Here is a 15,132-nt window from a genome sequence, read left to right on the forward strand (position 1 = left end):
TAGCATGCAGCCTATTAACGGTTCGTGGCGCGCGGCTGCCCCTCCGCGAACCCGGCGGCGGACTGCACGCCCACAGTGGCGCGTTCGTGGAAGCTAGCCAAGGAATTGGCGCCGGCGTAAGTGCACGAGGAACGGACGCCAGAAATGATTCGGTCCACTAGATGCTCCACGCCGCCGTGCTCGGGGTCGAGGTAGATACGAGAGGTAGAAATCCCCTCTTCAAACATCTCGCGGCGGGCGCGCTCGAAGGCCTCCGTATCGGAGTTGCGGCCGCGCACTGCCCGGCGCGAAGCCATGCCAAAGGATTCCTTGTAGAAGGCGCCATCGGCGTCCTTGTGCAGGTCACCTGGGGATTCAAAGGTTCCGGCGAACCAGGAGCCGATCATGACATTGGAGGCACCGGCGGCCAGAGCAAGAGCGACATCGCGCGGGTCGCGCACGCCGCCATCGGCCCAGACGTGGGCGCCAACCTCGCGGGCTGCCGCAGCGCACTCCAGGACGGCCGAGAATTGCGGGCGGCCCACACCCGTTTGCATGCGGGTGGTGCACATCGCGCCTGGGCCCACGCCGACCTTGATGATGTCCGCGCCGGCGGCCACCAGTTCGCGCACGCCCTCCGCTGTGACGATATTGCCGGCAGCAATGGGAAGCCCCAAGTCCAGCGCTTTTACCTTGCGCAGCGCGCTGAGCATGCTGTCTTGGTGCCCGTGTGCGGTATCAATGACTAGGACGTCGGCTCCCGCCTGCGCTAGGGCACGGGCGCGGCCTTCCACATCGCCGTTGATGCCCACGGCCGCACCAATGTGTAACCGGCCCTGCTTGTCGACGCCCGGCTTATACATCTTCGCCCTCACCGCCCCCTTCCTGGTGAGGATTCCGGCCAGGGTGCCATCCGGGTTGACCACCGGTGCCAACTTCCGCGAGGTTTTGCGCAGCTTGGTGAAGGCCTCCTGTGGGTCAATGCCCACCGGCAGCGTTACCAGATCCGTGGTCATCAATTGGCCGACGGCGGTGAAATTATCCTGCCCGCGCAGATCCTTCGGTGTGATAATGCCGATGGGCATGTCCCCGTCGACCACGATGGCCGCGCCATGAGCGCGCTTGTGCAAAAGGTTGCTGGTATAGCCCACGGTATGGTGCGGCTTCACGATAATGGGGGTGTCATAGACCAAGTCAGCCGCTTTCACGGAGGCGATGGTCTCTGCGGCCGCATCCAGGGATAGGTCCTGTGGCAGGATAGTGAGCCCGCCGCGGCGCGCGATGGTCTCGGCCATGCGGCGACCGGCCACGGCGGTCATATTGGCCACGATGAGCGGGATGGTATTGCCAGTGCCGTCCTCAGTGGTGAGATCCACCGACTGGCGCGAGCCCACCTCGGAGTGGCTGGGCACCATGAACACATCGGAATAGGTCAATTCGTACGGCGGGCGGGAATCCTGGAGAAAACGCACTGGGATGGCCTCTCTATATATTCGGGTGGCGCGGTCTGACCGCGCGGAGGAAGACATTAAAATTATACTCCCCGACTTTCCCCATATCGGCGGCCTCAGTATCCTATCTGGGTGTCTCAGAAACCAGATCCGCACATTTCCGCAGAGGTAAAAATCAACCTCACCATCCTCGTCCTTGGTGCGATGGTGATGATCCTGAACGAGACCGCCCTTTCGGTGGCATTGCCTGCCATCATGGCGGACTTTGACATCCCGGCTACCTCCGCCCAGTGGTTGCTTACCGGTTTCCTGCTCACCATGGGCGTGGTCATCCCGACCACCGGCTTTCTCATGGATAAATTCACCACCCGCCAGATCTTTCTCGCCTCCGCGGGTGTATTCCTTGCCGGTACAGTCTTTGCGGCACTCGCCCCAGCCTTCGGCATCTTGCTGGTGGGGCGCGTTTTCCAAGCGGCGGGTACTGCGTTGATGATCCCCACCTTGATGACGGTGGCGATGACCCTCGTCCCGCCGCAGCGTCGCGGCAGCGTCATGGGCATTATCTCCGTGGTCATTTCCGTGGCCCCGGCGCTCGGACCTACGGTGGGTGGTCTGGTTCTTAGCATGTTCACCTGGCACGTCATCTTCTGGACCATGGTTCCGCTGCTCGGCCTCATCGGCGTCGCCGGCTACCTCCGCCTAGTCAACGTGGGCGATAAACGCGATACCCCGCTGGATTTCCCCTCAGTTATTTTGTCCGTCCTTGCCTTTGGCGGGTTGGTATATGCCGTATCGTCCCTAGAAAATATTCTGGAGGGCGAAGGCCTCATAGACATCCTCGTCCTCGCCATAGGACTAGTGGCCTTGGCGCTTTTTACCCTCCGGCAAGTGCGCCTGGCTAAAGACAATCGCGCCCTGCTGGATATGCGACCATTTAAGGTTCCGAACTTCACCGTGGCGGTACTCGGCATGCTTTTGATGTTCGGGCTATTGCTTGGCGTGGTCAATGTCCTGCCCATCTACCTGCAGACCTCTTTGGCGGTAAGTTCCCTGGTCACCGGGCTCGTCGTCATGCCCGGCGGCTTGCTGCAAGGCGGCATCTCCCCGATGGTAGGCCGCCTCTATGATGTCCACGGGCCCCGTCCGCTGATGATTCCAGGTGCCCTTCTCCTTGCCGCGGGTACGTGGCTGATGACCCTGCTCACTGAGGACAGCGCTGTGTGGATGGTCATTGCTATGCACGTCCTATTCGCCCTCGGCATTGCGCTCATGATGACGCCACTGATGACGACGTCCCTGGCCTCCCTGCCGGATGAGCTCTACTCACACGGCTCCGCCATCCTTAATACTTTGCAGCAGCTGGCGGGCGCGGCCGGCACTGCCTTTTTGATGACGTTCCTTAGCCGTGGCACCAAGGCTGGCCTGGCACAAGGCATGAATGATGCTGCTGCCACCGCTCACGGTGCGCACTGGGCATTCCTTTTTGCAGGCGTGCTCTCGCTGGTGGTTATTGTGCTGGCCCCCTTCCTCAAGCGCGTGCCGTCGACGGAGTAGCCACTAGGACAGGCATAAGGCCCGCACACGCTATGCGCGGCGGGCCGGAAACTCTGAGAGTGCGATTTAAGAGGCGCACAGCGGCAGGTTCAGCCGCTCGTTTTCAGCCTTATCGCCCCACACGAGGAACGCGGATTGGGTGCCTTCAACGGCCATGACGTAGGTAGGAACATCCGCGGTGGTCTCATAGCTTTGGATGGTGCACTGGTCATTGGAAAGCTCCACCGGCTCGGCGTCGGGAAGCATGGCATCGCGCTCTTCTATGCTGGGGTAGTAGGTCACGATATAGCTAAACCCATCGCCCACGCAGGAAATCTTGGCCTCCTGGCCAGACTCCGGCTCACGCGAGGAACACTTTGCCCCATCGAAGCCCTCCTGGCCACTACGGGAGCTCACCAGGTTCGGGTACGCATCCGCCAGGTTTTGTTCTTTGTCATTCCAGCTGGGGTAGGACAAGAAGAACCACAGCGCCGCCGCGGCAGCAATCGCGGCCACCGCCAACACGCTAATCAACGCAATGAGACCGCCCTTGCCCTTCTTCTGCGGCGCTGGCGCCATGGGCTGTTGCCCCATGGGTTGCTGCCCCATGGGCTGGGCCATCGCCTGCTGCTGCGGCTGCGGCTGTGGCTGTGGCTGCGGCGGGGCGAATTGCTGCTGGGGGCGCGGTTCGGGGGCTTGCACGCGCGGGATCTGCGCGGTATCGAACTCTCCCTGCGGGCGCAGATGCGCCACCACATCCTTGGCGCTATCCGCCGTGCCGGTGGCCTTATAGTCCGGGCACTTGCGCGCGACGAGTTGCTCGAATGCCTCTACCGCTTCGCCGTGCTCCTCGGGAGACGGGCCGGCCGCGGCCAGTACCGAAATCTGCCGTTGCTTGTCGACGCCCACCCGGGCCTCCCTTAGCCCATGGACCGCAAAGTCTGCCTGCTTGCGAGAGATCAAAAAGTCCACCGCACCGGCCAGGGGGCCAAAGATCTCCGCCGCGTCCGTGCGGCTGAGATTATTGGGTATTTGCGAAAGCTGGGTGCCGACAAACCCCTCGCGCACAATAAACTCTTGCCCGTCTGCGGTAGTGCCCGTGCCTACCAGCGGTGCGATAGCCGGGTGATGCAATCCATGTAACGCGGTGGACTTTTCCACCATGCCGGTGATTCCTGGGGCGAAAATCTCCACGCTCAGCGGCTGGTGCGTGGCCCCGTCTTCCACGGCAAAGAGTGTAGAGGAAGGAGCTTCATCCACTACTGCCAATTCGTGCAGGTTGTGTTGGGTGGCGAAGAACTCAGGAAGTTGCGGCACGGTGGAGATTTCCTTAAACAGTGCGGAAGAGGGGCGGGGAACAATAAAACGATTCCAGATTACATGCCCGTGCCCCTGTTCGCTACCGGCGTACACCCGTGTGAGCTGCGAAGATGGGGAATTATCGCGGTATTGCGGGCATCTGGGAGTAAAACCGGAAATGATCGGCGGATTGCCGCGTTAGAGTGGGTGACACATTAGAAGCGAAAGTATAGGGGAATCATGTTCGAGAGGTTTACCGATCGTGCTCGCCGCGTCATCGTTTTGGCGCAGGAAGAAGCACGCATGCTTAACCACAATTACATCGGCACCGAGCACATCTTGCTCGGCCTTATCCATGAAGGCGAAGGCGTCGCTGCCAAGGCACTGGAATCCATGGGTATTTCCCTGGAGGATGTCCGCCGTGAGGTCGAGGAAATCATCGGCCAGGGTAGCCAGCCACACACCGGCCACATCCCCTTTACTCCACGTGCCAAGAAGGTTCTTGAGCTCTCCCTGCGTGAGGGCCTGCAGATGGGACACAAGTACATCGGTACTGAGTTCTTGCTGCTGGGTCTCATTCGCGAGGGCGATGGCGTCGCCGCGCAGGTGCTGACCAAGCTCGGCGCCGACCTGCCACGCGTGCGCCAGCAGGTTATCCAGTTGCTGTCCGGCTACGAAGGCGGCCAGCAGGAGGGCGGCTCCTCCAATGGCCAAGGCTCCGGTCCAGTCGGTGCAGGTGCTGGCGCCGGCGCTCGTGGCGGCTCCGGTGGTTCCGGTGAGCGTTCCAATTCCCTGGTGCTTGATCAATTCGGCCGCAACCTCACCCAGGCTGCCAAGGACGGCAAGCTTGATCCTGTCGTTGGCCGCGAGTCCGAGGTAGAGCGCATTATGCAAGTGCTCTCTCGCCGCACGAAGAATAATCCGGTGCTCATCGGTGAGCCGGGCGTTGGTAAGACCGCCGTGGTCGAGGGCTTGGCGCTCGACATCGTCAACGGCAAGGTCCCGGAAACCCTCAAGGACAAGCAGCTCTACTCGCTTGACCTAGGCTCCCTGGTGGCCGGCTCTCGTTACCGCGGTGACTTCGAGGAACGCCTGAAGAAGGTCCTCAAGGAGATTAACCAGCGCGGCGATATCATCTTGTTTATCGATGAGATCCACACCTTGGTCGGTGCTGGTGCTGCTGAAGGTGCTATCGATGCAGCTTCCTTGCTCAAGCCAAAGCTGGCCCGTGGCGAGCTGCAGACCATCGGTGCTACCACCTTGGATGAGTACCGCAAACACATCGAAAAGGACGCCGCCCTCGAGCGTCGTTTCCAGCCGGTTAAGGTAGACGAGCCTTCCCTGGATGACACCTTCTTGATTCTGAAGGGCCTGCGCGATAAGTACGAGGCTCACCACCGCGTGTCTTATACCGATGAGGCGCTGCACGCTGCAGCTTCCCTCTCGGATCGCTACATCAATGACCGCTTCTTGCCGGATAAGGCCGTCGACCTTCTTGATGAGGCTGGTGCGCGTATGCGCATCAAGCGCATGACCGCGCCAAAGGGCCTACGCGAGGTCGATGACCGCATCGCGGAGGTCCGCAAAGAAAAGGAAGCGGCCATCGATGCCCAAGACTTCGAAAAGGCAGCTGGCCTGCGCGATAAGGAGCGCAAGCTGGGCGAGGAGCGCGCTGAGAAGGAAAAGCAGTGGCGTTCCGGTGACCTCGAGGAAATCGCCGAGGTTGGCGAGGACCAGATCGCAGAGGTGCTGGCGCACTGGACCGGCATCCCTGTCCTGAAGCTGACGGAGAAGGAATCCAACCGTCTGCTCAACATGGAAGAAGAGCTGCACAAGCGCATCATTGGCCAGGACGAGGCGGTCAAGTCCGTCTCCCGCGCCATCCGTCGCACGCGTGCAGGCCTCAAGGACCCGCGCCGTCCATCCGGCTCCTTCATCTTCGCCGGCCCGTCCGGTGTGGGTAAGACCGAGCTGTCGAAGTCCCTGGCTAACTTCCTCTTCGGTTCGGATGATGACCTCATCCAGATCGATATGGGCGAATTCCACGACCGCTTCACCGCTTCTCGTCTCTTCGGTGCCCCTCCGGGATACGTCGGCTACGAAGAGGGCGGCCAGCTTACCGAGAAGGTTCGCCGCAAGCCATTCTCCGTCGTGCTTTTTGATGAGATTGAGAAGGCCCACAAGGAGATCTACAACACCTTGTTGCAGGTGCTAGAGGATGGCCGGCTTACCGACGGCCAGGGTCGCGTTGTTGACTTCAAGAACACCGTTCTCATCTTCACGTCGAACTTGGGTACCCAGGACATCTCGAAGCCGGTGGGCTTGGGCTTTACTGGCTCTTCCGAAAATGATGCGGATGCTCAGTACGATCGGATGAAGCAGAAGGTCAACGACGAGCTGAAGAAGCACTTCCGCCCGGAGTTCTTGAACCGTATCGATGACATCGTTGTTTTCCACCAGCTCACTCAGGAGCAGATTGTGGAAATGGTCGAGCTGCTCATCGGCCGCGTGGCCAAGCAGCTGGAGGAGCGCGATATGGGCATCGAGCTTACGGACAAGGCCAAGAACCTCCTGGCCAAGCGTGGCTTCGACCCAGTATTGGGTGCTCGTCCGCTGCGTCGCACCATCCAGCGCGAGATCGAGGATCAGCTCTCCGAAAAGATCCTCTTCGGCGAAATCGGCGCCGGTGAGATCATCACCGTCGACGTCGAGGGCTGGGACGGCGAGTCCAAGGACAATACGCGCGCGACGTTCACCTTCAGCCCGCGCCCGAAGCCTCTGCCGGAAGAGACTGAGGAGCCTCAGCTGGACGATACCGAGGTGCGCGACAACGACACAGAGTCCACCGACTCCAGTGAGCCTGACACCATCACCCCAGATGTCCCAGGCGACGGCGGTTCCACCGCCGCCGGCACCGACCTAGAGTCCGACACCGACTCCGATGACGATGGCCATAACCCGCCGCCAGCAGGCGCCGGCCAGCCGATGTAAGCCGGAAAATAAATAAGACACCCAGCTTCTCGCTTTCTGCGAGGCTGGGTGGTTTTTCGTTGCGTGCAGTTTTCTTATGCTCGGGATCTCTAGCCAGCACAATTGGACGGCGCCGGTTTCCCGTCGAAGCGATCAAAGAGGTACTTCAAGCCCACCGGGACGTTGATGTAGAGCGGTAAAGCGTGGTCGGCGCCTGCACCTGGAATTGTCGCGGTGCCGGGCGCGGCTATGAAGTCCACGGTTCCACCCATCTGGCAATATGCCCCGGCGGCTGCGCGGACCTGCTGGTGTGGAATGAGGCCATCATGTGGCGAGCTAGCGATCATCGCCGAGCCCTTCAGCGGGTGCTTGCGCTGGTTCTGCCGCAGCAAGGTTTCTTTGATAATGGGCTTGCGCTCTACTAGCTCAGACAGCGATTCCCCGGCGCGAGTGAGCTGGCGGGTATTGCTGAAACCCCACATGAGGATGGAGTCACCCGTACAACTGGTGGCCGCCGAGCGCAAGAAGTCGATGCCGCGAGGGTTGAGCTCTTCTAGTACTGCGTCGCGGAACTGCGGGTCGCGCTCGGCAAAGCCATTGATGGCGTATCCCAGCACGTGGACGATGGAAGAACCGTCGATAGCTTTCATTACCTTGGGTAGGTCAGCCGGCGGGGCGCCGGAGTAGGTGCCGACCACGTTGAGCTCAGGTGCATAAGAATCGGCGAACTCCGCTGCGGCTAGCGAGGCGCCGCCGCCTTGCGAGTAGCCCGCAAAGCCGATAGGGGCGTCTTTCGGAGCGTGGGCTAGCTCCAATCCGGAACGGGCGGCATCGAGCATGGCGTGCGCTTCCTCAATGTGATTGACATAGGTGTGGTGCCCTGGCATGCCTAAGCCGATGAGATCCGCGACGATCACCCGCGCACCATGGTGGAGCGCACCCATGTAAAAGCCGTATTCGTAGTTGGCATTGATGGTGGGGGAGCCGACCTTGCTGAGCCCTACCGAGCCTAGCCCCATGCCTGCCCGCGATAGTGCGCACTGGTCGCCGGCGCCGCGGGTGCCGGGCGCAAAGATGATGGTGGGGCGTTCGCCTTTACCGCGCCACGGCGCATTTGGCTCATACAACGTTGCCGAGGCCTGAATCGGCTGACCGCTATCCGTGGTGGTGTCATAGGTGAATACCTGTCCGCGGCCGACTCCGTCGAGTACGTGCGGCGATGGCCGCGCTGAGGTTACCGCAGCCTGCGCTGCAGGTGGAACTAGCAGGGAACCGAGAAAGAGCGAACAAACGGCTAAAAGTCTGATGCACATCTTTTCCACATCCAAAACCTACTGGGTAGTAGGAACGGTGGAAGTGAAATTGCTAAAATAAATGCTTATGGGACTTCAGTATCGTTCACGAAAAAAGACCGGCAAGAATAGCTGGATCAACGTCTCTGGATCCGGCGCGTCGATGTCTACCAAGGTAGGGCCGGTCACCTTTAATTCCCGCGGCGGCATGTGGGTGAACCTGCCGGGCGGATTCAATTTCCGCGGCCGATGGCGTTAACCAGATCACACGCCCTGGATCGCGACCTGCGATTATAGCCGACCATTATTAGTCGCCTAAATGGGTAGGTGGAACAGGCCAGCGTCGTTTTGCTCGGCGAGGCCGTCGGCAAGCAGCGAAGCCAACGCCCGGGAGCGCTGTGCCGCATCGGGCCAGACCACGTCAATCTCGGACTGCGGTACTGGCCGCTCCGCCGCGCGCAGCACGTCCAGAATCTTGCCGCGCACCTGTCGGTCCGTGCCGACGAATTTCTGCACGCGCTTTTTCGCCCGTGCCTGCTCCTCTGCACTGGGCTGCGGCCGGCCAGCGAGCTGCCACGCACAGCTCGCGCGCAGCGGGCACTGCTCGCAGGCGGGATTCTTCGCCGTGCACACCAGCGCTCCCAATTCCATGAGCGCGGCCGAAAAGCGCGGCCCATTCTCGGCCGGCAACAGCTCCGCCACGGCCGCTAATTCCCGCTTCGACGGTTGCGGCGCCAAGAACCTACCGTCCTCCGCGCGCGCATACACCCGGCGCACATTGGTATCGACCACCGGCACGTTTATCCCAAAGTGAAAGCACGCCACGGCCCGCGCGGTGTAGTCACCGATGCCCGGCAGGCGCAGCAGCTTATCGACGTCCGCCGGTACTTCACCCTCGCCAATGGCCGCCGCGCACTCCCACAGGCGCAGCGCACGCCGCGGATAGCCCAGCTTTCCCCAGGCGCGCAGTACCTCCGCCCGGGTGGCCTGGGCAAAGTCCGCCGGGGTGGGCCAGCGCCGCATCCATTCCTCCCACACCGGAGCCACGCGCGCGACCGGGGTTTGCTGGCTCATGACCTCGCTGAGCAGCACACCCCACGCGCTCGTGCCAGGCCGGCGCCACGGCAGGTCGCGTTCATTGGCATCGAACCAGGAAAGAAGAGCTTGCGAATCCATCGTGGGAGATAGTCTAGGGCATTAGAATGTGGTCTATGCCTTTACGTAATGTTGCCCACGAACCGCAGGCCGTATGGGAAGCCCTCCAGGCGGGAAATCAGCGCGTGCTGGACGGCGAGACCGTCGACGTGCGCGAGATTTATAACCGCGAGGGCCTGACCCATGGTCAAGATCCCCGCGTGGTGGTCATTTCCTGTTCCGATTCTCGCGCCCCTATCGAGCACGTTTTCAATATCGGTTTCGGCGATGCCTTTGTCATTCGCACCGCCGGCCACATTCTTGACGACGCCGTCCTAGCCTCCCTCGACTACGCCCTTGCCGCCCTCAAACCCAACCTGCTGGTGGTCCTCGGCCATCAATCTTGTGGCGCGGTGGGCGCGGCTACCGGCTTCGTGGCTGGCGGCGAGCTACCCACCGGCCTGCAGCGACCCATTATTGAGAAAGTCGCCGCCTCCGCCTTGGTGGCGGGCCCGAATGCCACGACTGACGACGTCGAGCGGGAACACACCCGCCAGACCGTCGCCCAACTAGTCGCCAGTGTTCCCAACGTGCGTCGCCTATTGGACGAGGGCGCCCTGGGCGTTATTGGCGCGCGCTACCTGCTGGAGGACTCCAGCGTGGAAACCCTGCAGACCCTCGGCGTGAAGTAGCAGCCTGACACGCGGCGCCGGCTTAGCGCACCGGCCCGCACCGACCGCTTAAAATTGACAGCGTGACGCAGAAAAAGCCCCTACCTGAAGAGATCTACAAGCGCCGACGAGTAGCGGCGCTCATTATCGTACTCGTGCTGGTCGTGGTGCTGATCTGGGCGGCTGTGGCTGCCTTCGGGGGCAGCAGCGATGAGCCGGCCGATACCGCCGCACCCGCGCCTACGCCGGAGCAGACCGCATCTTCTGCCGCCCCAGAAACCTCCGCGACCTCCGCGGAGGCGTCGGCCGAGGGGGCGTCGGAAAGCGTGTCTGCCGAAAGCGAGCCGTCCAGCTCCGCGGCCGCGAGCTCCGAAGCCGCAAAAAAGACCTGCGACCTGGCAGACCTCCAGGTGCGCACCTCCATGTTGAATTACTCCGTGCCGGAGGGCGAACTGCCGAAGTTCTTCATGACAGTCACCAACCCCACGGCCGCAGACTGCAAAATCGACCTAGACAAGAACCTGCTGCGCTTCGAGGTCTACAAGATGGCCGATAACGAGCGCGTGTGGTCCGATACGGATTGCTATGCTTCCGTGCAGACCGGCTCGCAGACTTTCCCGGCCGGCAAGGACGTAAAATTCGAGGCCGAATGGTCCCGCCAAGCCTCCAAGCCGGGCGAATGCACCAATCGCCCCGCGGCTGAGCCAGGCGCCTACTTCGCCCACACCATCATCGGCGATAACTCCTCCCCGCCGCAGGACTTCACGCTGCGCTAGGCGCTAGCCCGCCACCGCAGCGATGGCCTGCCCTAGCGTCCCAGCTTGGTGGACGCGAATGCCGTCTACTGGCTCGATTTCCCCGCGTGGGACAATCGCGTTCTTATAACCCAGCCGCGCGGCCTCCATTAAGCGCCGCTCCACATTGGGCACTGGACGCAACTCGCCGGCCAGGCCCACCTCGCCAATGACAACCGTCTTGGCCGGCAGCGGTTGCTCGTGCAACGAGGACCACGTCGCCAACGCCACCGCCAAATCCGTCGCGGTTTCCGTAATGCGCATGCCGCCGACCGTGGCGACGTAGGCATCTTTATCATTGGTGCGCTGGCCGGCGCGGGCCTGGAGCACCGCGAGCACCATCGGCACGCGGTTGGAATCTAGCCCGGTAACCACCCGCCGCGGGTTTTTCGCCACCGGGTCCACCGTCAGCGCCTGCACTTCCGCCAGAATCGGCCGCACCCCGTCCATCGCGACCGTCACGGCCGAGCCATCCGGCGTAGAACCGCGGTGCGAGAGGAATAGCCCGGAGGGATCCGCTACCTCCCGAATGCCGCCGGAGGTCTGCTCGAAGCAGCCCACCTCGTCGGTGGCACCAAAGCGATTTTTGATGCCGCGCAGCATGCGCAGGCTGGATTGGCGGTCGCCCTCGAAGTTTAAGACGACGTCGACAAGGTGCTCCAGCACGCGTGGCCCGGCCACGTTGCCGTCCTTCGTGACGTGGCCGACCAGTAGCACCGGAATGCCCGTGGATTTCGCCAATGACGTCAGCGCGGCCGTTACCGCGCGCGATTGTGCCACGCCACCGGATACACCCTCCACACCTACGGCATGCATGGTCTGTACCGAATCGACGATGATGAGGCTAGGCTGCAGCTTATCGACGTGCCCGAAGACCCCATCCAAGTTGGACTCGGCCGCCAAATACAAAGTTTCCTGCAAGGCGCCGGTGCGCTCGGCGCGGGAGCGGACCTGGCCGGCGGATTCCTCGGCCGTCGCGTAGAGCACGGTGCGGCCGAGCTGTGCCCACCGCGAGGCTACTTCCAGCAGTAGCGTGGATTTGCCCACGCCGGGCTCGCCGGCCATAAGCACCACCGAGCCCGGCACGATGCCGCTTCCCAGCACGCGATCCAACTCGCCGATACCGGTGCGCACCGTCTTTGTTGCCTGCGCCCCAATCTTGGTAATCGGCTGTGCCGGACTCGACGGGGCTACGCCCTTGCTTGCCGACGCCCCTGGCACCGCCACCACCGGTGCCTTTTCCTCCAGCGTGCCCCACGCACCGCAGTCCGGGCATCGCCCGAGCCATTTGGGCGAGACGTAGCCGCATTCGGAACAGGTATGGATGGGGCGGGTTTTCTTGGCCATGGCTTCTAGCCTAAAACACACAGACGCTCCCAGCCCGAAGCGGGCTGGGAGCGGGGCAGGAAAGTGGTATGGCTTAGTTCTCCGGAGCCTCGGAGGAGTAGCCCTCGGAGGACTCGACGTCGCGGTCGAACTCGCCGGACTGCATCTGGGTGGCAGCGATGGTGGCGTTTACGTCGATGGAGCCATTGGAGAACTCGAAGGTAACCGGGCGGTCACCGGCGTAGCCGAAGTCATCATTCTTCAACTTGGTGGCGATGTACTGGACGGTTTCGGAATCCTGCTGGGGGTTAGCTTCCAGGTTCTTCTGAGAATCAGCGATGATGGACTCATCGCGGTGCAGCGGCTGTGGCTGCTTCATCTCAACGCGCTGGCCATCGACCTTCACGGACTCCAAGGAAATGACATCGGTGTCGTAGCCCTGGTTAATGGCGCTGAACTTCAGTGCAGCAGTGCCGTCCGGCTCTACCAGGATGGTGACATCGCGAACTGCAGCCTTATTATCTTCCGTGCTTGCAGAAGCGCCATCGACCGCAGCCACTTTTTCAGCGGTCTGGGTGACATGACCCGCCGAGCAAGAAGCCAACGCCAGAGCGGAGACGGCGGTAACGGAAATAATGGCACCGCGGCGGGCGGCGGACTTCAGGGACTGCACGTTGAGCATCCTCCATCAATTGCGATCACAGGGCTTGTCAACGCTTTAGCCTAGTCCCTTTCGCGATAAAGTACACAGTTGTCCCAAATCGGGCGGGTAGACCGTGGGGGTATACGGGGGTATCCGCAGTCGGGGCGGCCGTGCGTGATAAAATAGCGGCCTTAGTCAACCGGGATAAATCGGGAACACAAGGAGTGGCAATGGAGTATAAGGTCGGCGAGGTCGTCGTCTACCCGCACCACGGTGCGGCCGTCATCGAGGATATCGAGACCCGCGAAATGGGTGGCGAGACGCTCGAATACCTGGTGCTGCACATCAACCAGTCCGACCTGGTCGTCCGCGTGCCCATCAAGAACGCCGATAACGTCGGCGTACGCGACGTCGTGGGCAAGGAAGGCCTAGAAAAGGTCTTTTCCGTGCTGCGTGACGAGGACGTCGAAGAGGCCGGCAACTGGTCCCGCCGTTATAAGGCTAACCAGGAGCGCCTGGCTTCCGGCGATATCAATAAGGTCGCCGAGGTTGTGCGTGACCTGTGGCGCCGCGACCAGGATCGCGGCCTTTCGGCCGGCGAGAAGCGCATGCTTGGCAAGGCCCGCACCATCCTGGTAGGTGAGCTCGCACTGGCCAAGCCGGTCGATGAGAAGAAGGCCGACACCATGATGGAAGAAATCGATGCCACCATCGAGCGCCACCGCGCCGCCGGATTGGTAGATGATAAGTCCATCACCACCGATATCGACAACGACATCGATCTCGATGACCTCTCCTTCGACGACGAAGACTAAACAGCGCGTCATCGCGCTCATCGCGGCCGCAGGCCAGGGAACCCGCCTCGGCGCCGAGGTGCCCAAAGCTTATGTCGAGTTGCGCGGTCGCACCCTCCTGGAACGCTCCGTGCGAGCATTGCTGGCCTCCGGGGTAGTCGATGAAATTATCGTCCTGGTCAGCCCGGACATGGAGGCTGAGGCCGCGCGTATTATCGGCCGCATCGACGCCGTTGGTGCTACTGACGCTGCAAGCGCCGCCCCGATTCGCCTCGTTCACGGTGGCAGCGAGCGCGCCGATTCCGTGTGGGCCGGCCTGCAAGCAATCCCGGACGAGGATGCCGTGGTGCTCATCCACGATTCGGCCCGTGCGTTGACGCCGCCGGCGATGGTGCGGGGCGTCGCCAAGCGGGTGCTGGAAGGCGCTCCCGCGGCCGTGCCGGTGGTTCCGGTGGCCGATACCATCAAGGAAGTCGCGGATGAGGCCGTGTTGAGCACCCCCGATCGCTCCCGCCTGCGCGCAGTGCAAACCCCGCAGGCCTTCCGCCTGTCCGCGCTGCGCCAGGCCAACCTCGATTATTGGGCCCAGCAGCCCGAATTTACCGCCACGGATGACGCCAGCCTCATGGAATGGCACGGCGAGCGCGTGGCAACCGTGCCGGGCGATACCCTGGCTTTCAAGATCACCACGCCCATCGATCTCACCCTGGCCCACGCCCTGACCGAGGAGACCCATGACTAATCCGATTATCCCGCGCGTTGGAATTGCCACCGACGCCCACCAAATCGAGGCCGGCAAGGATTGCTGGATCGCCGGCCTGCTCTTCGAAAGCGTTGACGGGTGCGAGGGCCACTCCGATGGGGATGTTGTAGCGCACGCGCTTGTCGACGCCCTTTTATCCGCCTCCCACCTCGGTGACCTCGGCTCCTTCGTGGGCGTCGGCCGCCCCGAATACGATGGCGTTTCCGGCGCGAAGTTGCTGCGCGAATGCCGCCAGCTCCTCGAATCTGAGGGCTTTATCATCGGCAACGCCGCCGCCCAGCTCATCGGCCAGACCCCCAAGATGGGTCCGCGCCGCGAAGAGGCCGAGGCCGTGCTGAGCGAAATCCTCGGTGCCCCCGTGTCCGTATCTGCTACCACGACGGACCACCTGGGGTTCACCGGCCGTAAGGAGGGGCGTGCGGCGGTTGCTACGGCCGTCGTCTGGCGCGCCTAGCCCACCGCACTAACCCCGCGCACGCGTCA

Annotated in this window: 14 protein-coding genes; 8 read left to right on the top strand and 6 right to left on the bottom strand. The window is 62.3% G+C overall.

Annotated features, from left to right (window positions below; all coding sequences use genetic code 11):
* Positions 1-14: 14 nt before the first annotated feature.
* A complete protein-coding gene (locus tag WMQ00_RS06235) occupies positions 15-1,451 on the bottom strand; it encodes a GuaB1 family IMP dehydrogenase-related protein (RefSeq protein ID WP_301716381.1) in 1,437 nt (478 codons plus the stop codon).
* Positions 1,452-1,562: 111 nt separating this feature from the next.
* Between WMQ00_RS06235 and WMQ00_RS06240 the strand changes: the two genes are divergently transcribed.
* Positions 1,563-2,984: an MDR family MFS transporter gene (locus tag WMQ00_RS06240; protein ID WP_239208073.1), complete on the top strand. Its 1,422-nt coding sequence runs from the start codon at positions 1,563-1,565 to the stop codon at positions 2,982-2,984.
* Positions 2,985-3,050: 66 nt separating this feature from the next.
* Here WMQ00_RS06240 and WMQ00_RS06245 read toward each other — a convergent pair whose 3' ends face one another.
* Positions 3,051-4,280 carry a serine/threonine protein kinase gene (locus tag WMQ00_RS06245; RefSeq protein WP_200288640.1) on the bottom strand — a complete coding sequence of 410 codons (1,230 nt, stop codon included), beginning with the start codon at positions 4,278-4,280 and terminating at the stop codon, positions 3,051-3,053.
* Positions 4,281-4,502: 222 nt separating this feature from the next.
* Here WMQ00_RS06245 and WMQ00_RS06250 point away from each other — a divergent pair, with 222 nt between their 5' ends.
* Positions 4,503-7,253 carry an ATP-dependent Clp protease ATP-binding subunit gene (locus tag WMQ00_RS06250; protein WP_340440783.1) on the top strand — a complete coding sequence of 917 codons (2,751 nt, stop codon included), beginning with the start codon at positions 4,503-4,505 and terminating at the stop codon, positions 7,251-7,253.
* Between the two features lie 89 nt (positions 7,254-7,342).
* On the opposite strand, the gene WMQ00_RS06255 is transcribed toward WMQ00_RS06250, so the two are convergent.
* Complete coding sequence (locus WMQ00_RS06255; protein ID WP_340440784.1) at positions 7,343-8,545, bottom strand: lipase family protein; 1,203 nt, start codon at positions 8,543-8,545, stop codon at positions 7,343-7,345.
* Between the two features lie 67 nt (positions 8,546-8,612).
* Between WMQ00_RS06255 and WMQ00_RS06260 the strand changes: the two genes are divergently transcribed.
* Positions 8,613-8,783: a DUF4236 domain-containing protein gene (locus WMQ00_RS06260; RefSeq protein WP_080970400.1), complete on the top strand. Its 171-nt coding sequence runs from the start codon at positions 8,613-8,615 to the stop codon at positions 8,781-8,783.
* A 56-nt stretch (positions 8,784-8,839) separates the two neighbouring features.
* Here WMQ00_RS06260 and WMQ00_RS06265 read toward each other — a convergent pair whose 3' ends face one another.
* On the bottom strand, positions 8,840-9,700 hold the full coding sequence (locus tag WMQ00_RS06265; RefSeq protein ID WP_340440785.1) for an A/G-specific adenine glycosylase: 861 nt from the start codon (positions 9,698-9,700) through the stop codon (positions 8,840-8,842).
* A 35-nt stretch (positions 9,701-9,735) separates the two neighbouring features.
* On the opposite strand from WMQ00_RS06265, the gene WMQ00_RS06270 reads away from it, so the two are divergent.
* Entirely contained in the window at positions 9,736-10,350 is a 615-nt protein-coding gene (locus WMQ00_RS06270; RefSeq protein WP_250410798.1) for a carbonic anhydrase, read from the top strand.
* Positions 10,351-10,412: 62 nt separating this feature from the next.
* Positions 10,413-11,105, top strand: a complete 693-nt coding sequence (locus WMQ00_RS06275) for a hypothetical protein (RefSeq protein ID WP_023019908.1) — start codon at positions 10,413-10,415, stop codon at positions 11,103-11,105.
* A gap of 3 nt (positions 11,106-11,108) precedes the next feature.
* Here the strand turns inward: WMQ00_RS06275 and radA are convergent, their stop codons facing one another.
* Positions 11,109-12,470 (bottom strand): DNA repair protein RadA, encoded by a 1,362-nt coding sequence (gene radA, locus WMQ00_RS06280; RefSeq protein WP_259825268.1) that lies wholly within the window; start codon positions 12,468-12,470, stop codon positions 11,109-11,111.
* 73 nt (positions 12,471-12,543) lie between these two features.
* The gene (locus WMQ00_RS06285) at positions 12,544-13,131 is read right to left on the bottom strand and encodes a hypothetical protein (RefSeq protein ID WP_200288644.1); all 588 of its coding nucleotides are present in this window, start codon (positions 13,129-13,131) and stop codon (positions 12,544-12,546) included.
* Between the two features lie 191 nt (positions 13,132-13,322).
* On the opposite strand from WMQ00_RS06285, the gene WMQ00_RS06290 reads away from it, so the two are divergent.
* Genes WMQ00_RS06290 through ispF form a run of 3 tightly spaced genes read left to right on the top strand, consistent with a single transcriptional unit; the run spans position 13,323 to position 15,103 of the window.
* The gene (locus WMQ00_RS06290; protein WP_005325718.1) at positions 13,323-13,907 is read left to right on the top strand and encodes a CarD family transcriptional regulator; all 585 of its coding nucleotides are present in this window, start codon (positions 13,323-13,325) and stop codon (positions 13,905-13,907) included.
* Entirely contained in the window at positions 13,879-14,628 is a 750-nt protein-coding gene (gene ispD, locus WMQ00_RS06295) for a 2-C-methyl-D-erythritol 4-phosphate cytidylyltransferase (RefSeq protein ID WP_317001516.1), read from the top strand. Before WMQ00_RS06290 ends, ispD begins: the two co-directional genes overlap by 29 nt.
* Positions 14,621-15,103, top strand: coding sequence for a 2-C-methyl-D-erythritol 2,4-cyclodiphosphate synthase (gene ispF, locus WMQ00_RS06300; RefSeq protein ID WP_200288645.1), 483 nt, complete (start codon positions 14,621-14,623; stop codon positions 15,101-15,103). The genes ispD and ispF overlap by 8 nt, the downstream gene beginning before the upstream one ends.
* The last annotated feature ends 29 nt before the right edge of the window (positions 15,104-15,132 follow it).

It is taken from the genome of Corynebacterium sp. KPL2825 (assembly GCF_037908445.1).
Classification (GTDB): domain Bacteria; phylum Actinomycetota; class Actinomycetes; order Mycobacteriales; family Mycobacteriaceae; genus Corynebacterium; species Corynebacterium kefirresidentii.

Coding starts and splice junctions, on each gene's coding strand:
- WMQ00_RS06250 (WP_340440783.1), top strand. CDS start 4,503: ATGTTCGAGAGGTTTACCGATCGTGCTCGCCGCGTCATCGTTTTGGCG.
- WMQ00_RS06255 (WP_340440784.1), bottom strand. CDS start 8,545: ATGTGCATCAGACTTTTAGCCGTTTGTTCGCTCTTTCTCGGTTCCCTG.
- WMQ00_RS06260 (WP_080970400.1), top strand. CDS start 8,613: ATGGGACTTCAGTATCGTTCACGAAAAAAGACCGGCAAGAATAGCTGG.
- WMQ00_RS06265 (WP_340440785.1), bottom strand. CDS start 9,700: ATGGATTCGCAAGCTCTTCTTTCCTGGTTCGATGCCAATGAACGCGAC.
- WMQ00_RS06270 (WP_250410798.1), top strand. CDS start 9,736: ATGCCTTTACGTAATGTTGCCCACGAACCGCAGGCCGTATGGGAAGCC.
- radA (WP_259825268.1), bottom strand. CDS start 12,470: ATGGCCAAGAAAACCCGCCCCATCCATACCTGTTCCGAATGCGGCTAC.
- WMQ00_RS06285 (WP_200288644.1), bottom strand. CDS start 13,131: ATGCTCAACGTGCAGTCCCTGAAGTCCGCCGCCCGCCGCGGTGCCATT.
- WMQ00_RS06290 (WP_005325718.1), top strand. CDS start 13,323: ATGGAGTATAAGGTCGGCGAGGTCGTCGTCTACCCGCACCACGGTGCG.
- ispD (WP_317001516.1), top strand. CDS start 13,879: ATGACCTCTCCTTCGACGACGAAGACTAAACAGCGCGTCATCGCGCTC.
- ispF (WP_200288645.1), top strand. CDS start 14,621: ATGACTAATCCGATTATCCCGCGCGTTGGAATTGCCACCGACGCCCAC.